Here is a 7,344-nt window from a genome sequence, read left to right on the forward strand (position 1 = left end):
TCCGTCAGCGCATGCCTGCACCGCCGTGCGGGCGCCTCTGCGTGGCAGGCAGGGCGGTCGGCGGACTCGCGCCAGGTTTGTACGCTGGATGGCGCCGCGCCGCACATGCTACTCACGGGTAGGTGTGGTGCGAGACGTTGTCGTGGGTCAAGGAGCGATGCGGGCGTGCTGGTGGCGGAGCGGTATCGGCTGGAGGAGCCACTGGGGCGTGGGGGCATGGGAGAGGTATGGCGGGCCGCCGATCAGGGGCTCGGAAGAGCGGTGGCGGTGAAACTGATGCTCGGCGACGCTGATGCCGAGGCCGCCGGCCGGTTCCGCCTGGAGGCCAGGACAGCGGCCCGTCTCAACCATCCCCACGTCGTCAGCGTGTACGACTTCGGCTCGCATGACGGCCAGTTGTACCTCGTGATGGAGCTCGTCAACGGGCGCAGCCTCGCTCAGGAACTCGCTGCGCACAGCCCGGTGGACTCCGTGCGGGCGTCGGACATCGGTGCTCAGGCTGCGGCGGGGCTGGCTGCGGCGCACCGGCAGGCCGTCATCCACCGCGACATCAAACCGGCCAATGTGATGGTGACCGTTGAGGGCACCGTGAAGATCGCCGACTTCGGGATCGCCCGATTCGCCGACGAGGCGTCCCGGGCGCTCACCGCCACCGGCCGGGTGATGGGCTCGAGCGGCTACCTGGCCCCCAGCGGGCGCTGGGTCGCCCGGCCGAACCCGCCTCGGACGTCTATGCCCTCGGCTGCGTCCTGTACGAGCTGGCAACCGGCCGGCCCCCGTTCGTCGGCGAGACCCCGCTGGCGGTGATCCACCAGCACGTCGACGCGGCGCCGGTACCCGTCAGGCAGCTCAACCCGGCGGTGTCGGGCGCGCTGGCGGACTACATCCTGTCCCTACTGGCCAAGGACCCGGGCCGACGTCCCACCGCCAACCAGATCGCCGACTGGCTTGCCGCCTCGGCAGGCCAGCACCCCGAGCGGCGGTCAGCGACGCTGGCAGGCATCGAGCCGACACCCACGGCGACCCCGCCCGACGCGGCCGCGTCCCGCCTGTACGGGCGAGGTGCCGCGCAGCCGCGGCGCACTCGCATCCTGGCCGGTGTCGCCGGGCTTGCCGTGTTCGGGGCTGCGGCAGCCGTCGGTGCGGCCTGGAGCTCCGACGGCGACGGCGCCTCGTCACCCGGGCCGACGTCGTCTCCTTCCCCTGCTGCCACTGTGCCCCCCGTACCCTCTGCCGAAGTCTCACCGCCAGCCGGCGGCATGTCGCCGACCTCCCGGACTCCGCCCGGCCCTCGCGGCAAGGGTGAGGAGCACAAAGGCAAGGACCACAAGAAGCACGGTCACGACGACTGACGGGCACGACGCCACTCCCGCACGTGCCTTTGGCACGGTGTACTGATGCTTCTGCTTGGCAGAGTGACGTTGGGCGCCGAGGGTCAGGGCGGTGCCGGGCGTGAAGCCGCCCGGGGTGCCGGGCCGGTACAACGGACGGGTGAAAGCGGGTGAGCAGGCCACGGATACGGTGGGAGGTGCGCGGGTCGCGTCGACCACCAGGGCCTGGTCGAAGCCGGCCAGGACGGTCAGTTCGGCCGTGACCGTGTCGGTCAGTGCCCCAGCGAGCGCCGGGTGTGTGTGTGCCATGACGCGTGCGAAATCCCGATGACGGCGGCATCACCGGCATCCGCCGGGCCCGGTGACACCCCCTGCCTCATTCCGGCAGGGAACGGTCACGCCGGGCCGGAAGGCCGGCGGCCCGCTGGCAGGACTGCGGAGAGGACAACGGGAGAAGACGCTCGGCGCCCGCTGCTACCCGACAACGCCCGGATGCTTGGCGAGGAGCACCTGCGCGGCACTCTTGCCACCGGCCGCCTCGCCGACCTCACCGTTCCGGACCGGGACCCCGCCCACTACCCCCGCGACACCCCGCGCGACCTCAACCCCACCACACCAAACCTACTTCGACGGCAGGTCGCGGACCGTAACCCAAGGTGACGACTCGGCCGACCAGCTCATGCCCGAGGACAGGAGGGGGAGAGCGCCGCCCGTGTCACCCGCGGTGCCGCACAGCGTCGCTGCGGTCATGCGAACCAAAAGCGCGTCCCGCTCGACGACCGAGGGGATCTCGACATCGAGCAGGGTTCCGGGGCTCGCCGTGGGTGGTCAAGACGGCGGCACGGCTGTCGCCGGGATCCTGGCATCACGCGTCACCCCGCTCCGCTGGGGCGTTCTTCCGGGTAAGTGCCACCATGCGGGCCGTTTCGACCAGGCCCGCGGCGCCGGCGAGGCCGCGTACCAGCACCTCGGAGGGGTCACCGCCACCTGCGCGCACGGCGTCGGCGAAGTGGTGCATGTCTTTGTTCATGAGAGTGTGTACGTGTTCGGCCAGTTCCGGCGTGATGTCGCCCCCGAGGGCGCGGAGCGCCGCACTTCCGCCACTACTGGCGGAAACCACCTCGATGAGGGCCGGAACGTCCAGACCGACCTGTGCGGCCAGGCCGAGGACGTCCTCGGCGTTCTTCATGTTGGTGATGGTCAGCGCGTTGTTGAACAGCTTGGTGAACTGGCCCGCGCCGGCCGGTCCCATCAGCTTGACCGTGTCGCTGAACGTGGCGAACACCGGCCGGGCCGCCTCGAAGGCGCCCCGCGACCCGCCGGTGAAGGTGGTCAAGGCGCGGGCGCGGGCGCCCGGGCTGCCGCCGCTGACGGGTGCGTCGAGGTAGATCCCTCCGGCCCGGGCGACGTGTTCGGCGATGCGTACGGCCTCAGTGGGGTCACCGGTGCCGTGGTTGACGATGATCGTCCCGGGAGCGACAGCGGCCAGGAGGCCCTGGCCGTCCAGAACGTCCCAGAGATCGGCGTCATCGCGCAGGCACAACCCGATCATCTGGACGGACGCGCCGATCCCAGGCACGGTGCCGTGAACGGTGTGGGGGACATTCTCCACCGCGGACAGGGAGGCGGGGCGCCGGGCCCATACATGCAGTTCGAAGCCGTGCTCGCCGATGGCTTCCGCCATGGGGCCGCCCTGGTCGCCTAGACCGATGAAACCGACTTTCGAGATTGCCGTCATTGCAGTGATCCTTCGTTGGTGCGGGTCAGGAAGCGGAGACCGGACCGCCTGCCCTCAGCGGACGATGTCGCCGGCCAGCTCCCACAGGCGCTCGGCGTTGGCCGGGTCCAGCGCGTAGCGGGCCACGCCGGGAACACCGAGCTGCGTGGGACGGCCGTCGACCACCGGCGCCTCGTTGACGTCTTCGAAGTAGCGGCCGCCGACCCCTTCGACCAGGGGCGACGCGGCGAGGAACACGGTGGTCGCCGCGCCCTGCTCGACCGTCTTGCGGTACGGCTCGGGTGTCCGCAGGCCACCGGTGTGGCGCTGCAGATTGGTGGCGATCGCACCGGGGTGCAGGGCGTTGGCCGTGATGCCATCGCCGGCCCAGCGGCGCTGGGCCTCGACGGCCAGCAGGACCTCGGCCGTCTTGGACTGCCCGTAGGCGGTGAGCGCGTCGTACGGGCGGAAGCGGAAGTCGACGTCATCGAAGACGACGGGAGAGAACAGGTGGCCGCCGGAGGACACCGAGACCAGGCGCGCACCCTCCGCGTCGGCGAGGGCGCCGTGCAGCCCCAGGGTCAGGGCGAAGTGCCCCAGGTAGTTGGTGGCGAACTGCTGCTCGTGGCCGGCGATGCCGCGCTCGAGTTCCGGCGGCATCATGATTCCGGCGTTGTTGATCAGAACATGCAGCGGCCCCTGCCAGGCGGCGGTGAACGCGCGTACCGACTCCAGGTCGGACACATCGAGGCGGGCGACGTGGATCGCGTCGTTCCCGGTGACCTGGCGCAGGTCCGCCGCGGCCTGCTCGCCGGCCTCGGGACGGCGCACGGCGAGCGTGACCTCGGCACCGGCGGCCGCCAGAGCGCGGGCGGTCTCGACCCCGATGCCCGAGTTGGCACCAGTGACGACCACCCGCCTGCCGGACAGGTCGACGCCCTCGATCACCTCAGAGGCGGTGCTGTCGCGGTTGAACTCGGTGGTGAAGAGCTGGGACATGTGATGCGTTCCTCCTGGTTCGCGGACTGTGCCGCCAGGCTGCACCGAACGCCGGCAGGCGGACCAGGACGGGCTGAGACTGGGACCGGCAGGGCCACCCAGGAAATCGGAATGCCTTCGTACGCTGGAAACATGCCAGCCATCGAAGACGCCAACGCACTGGGCCGGTACCTGCGCGCCCGCAGGGAGCTCATCTCACCCGACGAGGCCGGCGTTCCCGATCAAGGCAACCGGCGCGTCCCGGGGCTGCGCCGCGAGGAGGTCGCCTTCCTCGCGGGAATCAGCTCCGACTACTACAACCGTCTGGAACAGGGCCGCGACAAGAATCCCTCCGAGCAGGTCCTGCGCAGCATCGCCCGCGCTCTGCGGCTGGACGAGGAGGCCACGGCGTACCTGCTGCAGATCGCCGCGCGGAAGAACCCGCAGCGCAAACGGCCCCGCAGGCCCGAGAAGGTCAGCGAGGGCCTGTGCACCCTCATCCGCTCCTGGCCGCTCACTCCGGCGTACGTCCACGGCATGTACATGGACGTACTCGCCGCCAACGACCTCGCCATCGCGCTCTCGCCATTCAACGCCCCCGGCCACAACGGCATCCTCGCCGCGTTCCTGGAACCCGAGATGCGAGAGCTCCATCAGGACTGGGACGACATGACCGCCCGCGTCGTCCCCTACCTGCGTTCCATCGTCGGCGCCGACATGCACGACCCGCGACTCGTCGAGATCGTCGGCGAGCTCACCCTGAGCAGCGAACGCTTCCGCACGCTCTGGGCCCGCCAGGACGTCAAATACAAGACCAGCGGCACCACCTTGTTCCGCCACCCCCAGGCCGGACCGCTGGAACTGCGCTACGAAAAGCTGCTCATACCGAGCGCCGGTCAGACGCTGATCACCTACCACGCGCAGCCAGGCAGCACTTCCGAGGAACGCCTGCGCCTCCTCGCAAGCATGATCGCTCCGGACCATGTAGGAGGCACAGGCGCCGTCGCCGACCAGCCCGCTCCCGGACGCACCGCGCCGTAGGCTCCCGCAGGCGTCCGGCAGCCCCGTCGCCCGAGCCGGGTCCAAGAACGTGCGCGGCGGCTACCGTCGCCGCCATCCGCCCGTAGGCCGGTAGCGCAGCGGGCCGACCCAGCTCCTCGGCCGCGAGAGGGCGGCAGGGGCGCAGCGGCGTTCCGGGAAAGGTCGGGTGCCCGGGGCGTCCATACGACGTCACCACCGGCACCCGGCCCACACAGAGCCGGGGTCTCCGACGCCTGAGCGCGCGACCGCCTACGCCGCCACCCATCCCCGGATGGCCTCTGCGACCGCCCGCACGTCCAACGCGTCCCGGTCGATCCGCGTCGCGAGTTCCGCCGCTTCCTTCGCGCCCACGGTCACGATGGCCCCGCTCGCCGTCAGGTAGGCCGCCGCCACCACCGCCCCGAACAACTCGTTGGCGTACTCCAGCGCCGGTATCCGGATGAGCTGGTGCATCAACGCGGCTGCTCGGTGGTGCACCTCCGTGTAGACGGGGGTGCCCATCACCTTGTCCGCGTGGCGCGCCACAGCGGCCGCCATCGACCCGAAGTCGGTGATCTCGGGGTCACCGGGCATGTTGCGATGTGCGAGGTCCAGCAGCCACGCCCGGTCAATGTGGACGATCACGCAGCGGCCCCCGCGCTGCCATCGGCCCGGGGGTGCCCGAATTGCTCGGCGAAGGTGTCGCCCCAGGCGTCCGCGAAATGAGCGCCCGCGCATTACCCTGGGTGACAATGATCCCTGGCGTTGACCGCTATGCCCGCCCCATCCACAGTCAGGCCGCGGCGCTCCAGTCGGAACTCAGATGGTCCACAAGCGAAGCCCTGTGCAGCGCAGCCACGGGCTCTAACAGGTGGGGGTGCCGAAGCAGGGACGCGGCGCGCCGATCATAGGCGTCCGGGGCAAGGAGCCGGGGAAATCACTCACTGCCTTCCCACCACCTTCTCACCAAGTGAGGCAGAGCGGTCACAGCGCGTCGGAGCCCGGGCCGCCGACCTCACCACGGCGAGCCGGCCCGCTCCTCCGGCCAGGACCTCGGACCCTGCCCTCAGTGACGGCTGCGGGCGGCTTCGACCGCGTCCTTGACCCGGTCCAAAAGTGAGGCGAACGGGCCCATCACCCATTGCGCTGTCGTTGATCCGGCGACCCTGGGATGCGGGTGTGTGGGCGCCATGGAAAGGACCGACTGCAGGTGGTAGCCCATGGTCCTCAATTGATCTCGGTCACAACCGGCGAGCACGGCGGGGAACTCCTGCTGTTCCTCCCGTTCGGCATGCGTGATGACGGCTCGTTCGAAGTAGGCGAACTTCTTGTCGAACTCGTCGCTGTCGACATCCATCGTCTCGAGTTCGGCCAGTGTCTCGCTGGCGAACTTTTCCTCGAGGTTGCGTGCCTCGACCTCTGCCTCGCCGGCGGCGCGTTTGGCAACCGGCCGCAGGATCATCTCCTCCGCGGTCTCGTGGACGGCGAGTGTGGCACGGAGCTTGTCGAACCACTGCTGCCTCTCATCGCCCCGCGTTTTCTTCACGTTCGAGAACAGGTCCCGGATGTGAGCGTGCTGCTGCAATAGGATGCGTACGACATTGCCACCCGGCAGGTCGTCTGCTCGTTGACGTTCGCTTTTCGCGTCGCCCATGGCTCTCCACCCGCTCACGTAGCATTGGTGCACTTCTCGAGCCTCCCAACGGAGCACCTGACCGCAACGAGCTGCCCCAAACGAAACGCCCACTCGTCGGGCCTCTGCCGAGATCAGGCTGAATAAGCAGGAGCACGTTCAGCCTGCTGATCAGTCCTGCGATCAGTGCCCCCGGCCGCAGTCGCAGGCGGCGGTTGACGAACGGGCCCATGACACGGCTGCGACTGGTCGGCGTCACCAGCGGAATCAGCGCGAACGGTATCCCGAATTCGCAGCGATGGCGGAGTCGATCGACTGGTTCAGCACGGAATGGCGGCCGGGCGACAAGTGACCTTTAAGGCGAGGCCCACCACAAGGTCAATTGAGCTTGCTCCGCTTTGACGGACACGTTCGGTGTGTTGATCAAGCTGCGAGGGCGGCCTCGAACTCGGCGGGACTGCGGTAGCCGAGGCTGCTGTGGAGCCTACGTATGTTGTACCAGCCCTCGATCCACTCGAAGATTGCGGAGTGGGCTGCCGCCCGGCTGGGCCAGGACCGGTCGTCGATCAACTCGCGCTTGATGGTTGCGAAGAACGACTCGGCGAGGGCGTTGTCCCAGCACTGGCCGGTGCGGCCGACCGACAGGTTGATGCCCAACTCGCTTG

At 69.4% G+C, this 7,344-nt stretch carries 8 protein-coding genes and 1 pseudogene; 3 read left to right on the plus strand and 6 right to left on the minus strand.

From position 1 onward, the window contains the following. Nucleotides 1-165: 165 nt before the first annotated feature. Nucleotides 166-807, plus strand: a complete 642-nt coding sequence (locus ABZ312_RS41430) for a serine/threonine-protein kinase (RefSeq protein ID WP_500439937.1) — start codon at nt 166-168, stop codon at nt 805-807. Then, nucleotides 759-1,352: a serine/threonine-protein kinase gene (locus ABZ312_RS41435; protein ID WP_500439940.1), complete on the plus strand. Its 594-nt coding sequence runs from the start codon at nt 759-761 to the stop codon at nt 1,350-1,352. Before ABZ312_RS41430 ends, ABZ312_RS41435 begins: the two co-directional genes overlap by 49 nt. 130 nt (nt 1,353-1,482) lie before the next feature. Here the strand turns inward: ABZ312_RS41435 and ABZ312_RS41440 are convergent. From ABZ312_RS41440 to ABZ312_RS41450, 3 genes and pseudogenes are all read right to left on the minus strand, one after another. Further along, nucleotides 1,483-1,693, minus strand: a pseudogene (locus ABZ312_RS41440) (IS110 family transposase); the annotation flags it as partial. A gap of 503 nt (nt 1,694-2,196) precedes the next feature. After that, nucleotides 2,197-3,069 (minus strand): NAD(P)-dependent oxidoreductase, encoded by an 873-nt coding sequence (locus ABZ312_RS41445; RefSeq protein ID WP_500357867.1) that lies wholly within the window; start codon nt 3,067-3,069, stop codon nt 2,197-2,199. A gap of 54 nt (nt 3,070-3,123) precedes the next feature. After that, nucleotides 3,124-4,047, minus strand: coding sequence for an SDR family NAD(P)-dependent oxidoreductase (locus tag ABZ312_RS41450; protein WP_500331667.1), 924 nt, complete (start codon nt 4,045-4,047; stop codon nt 3,124-3,126). A 132-nt stretch (nt 4,048-4,179) separates the two neighbouring features. Between ABZ312_RS41450 and ABZ312_RS41455 the strand changes: the two genes are divergently transcribed. Further along, nucleotides 4,180-5,067 carry a helix-turn-helix transcriptional regulator gene (locus ABZ312_RS41455; protein ID WP_500439938.1) on the plus strand — a complete coding sequence of 296 codons (888 nt, stop codon included), beginning with the start codon at nt 4,180-4,182 and terminating at the stop codon, nt 5,065-5,067. 249 nt (nt 5,068-5,316) lie between these two features. On the opposite strand, the gene ABZ312_RS41460 is transcribed toward ABZ312_RS41455, so the two are convergent. From ABZ312_RS41460 to ABZ312_RS41470, 3 genes are all read right to left on the minus strand, one after another. Then, complete coding sequence (locus tag ABZ312_RS41460; protein WP_500331670.1) at nt 5,317-5,691, minus strand: fic family toxin-antitoxin system, toxin component; 375 nt, start codon at nt 5,689-5,691, stop codon at nt 5,317-5,319. A 421-nt stretch (nt 5,692-6,112) separates the two neighbouring features. Beyond that, entirely contained in the window at nt 6,113-6,700 is a 588-nt protein-coding gene (locus ABZ312_RS41465; protein WP_500331672.1) for a hemerythrin domain-containing protein, read from the minus strand. Nucleotides 6,701-7,102: 402 nt separating this feature from the next. Continuing rightward, nucleotides 7,103-7,344: transposase (locus ABZ312_RS41470; RefSeq protein WP_500439939.1), on the minus strand; the 242-nt coding region annotated here is incomplete at its 5' end.

This window comes from Streptomyces sp. NPDC006207, from assembly GCF_040613835.1.
Lineage (GTDB): Bacteria > Actinomycetota > Actinomycetes > Streptomycetales > Streptomycetaceae > Actinacidiphila.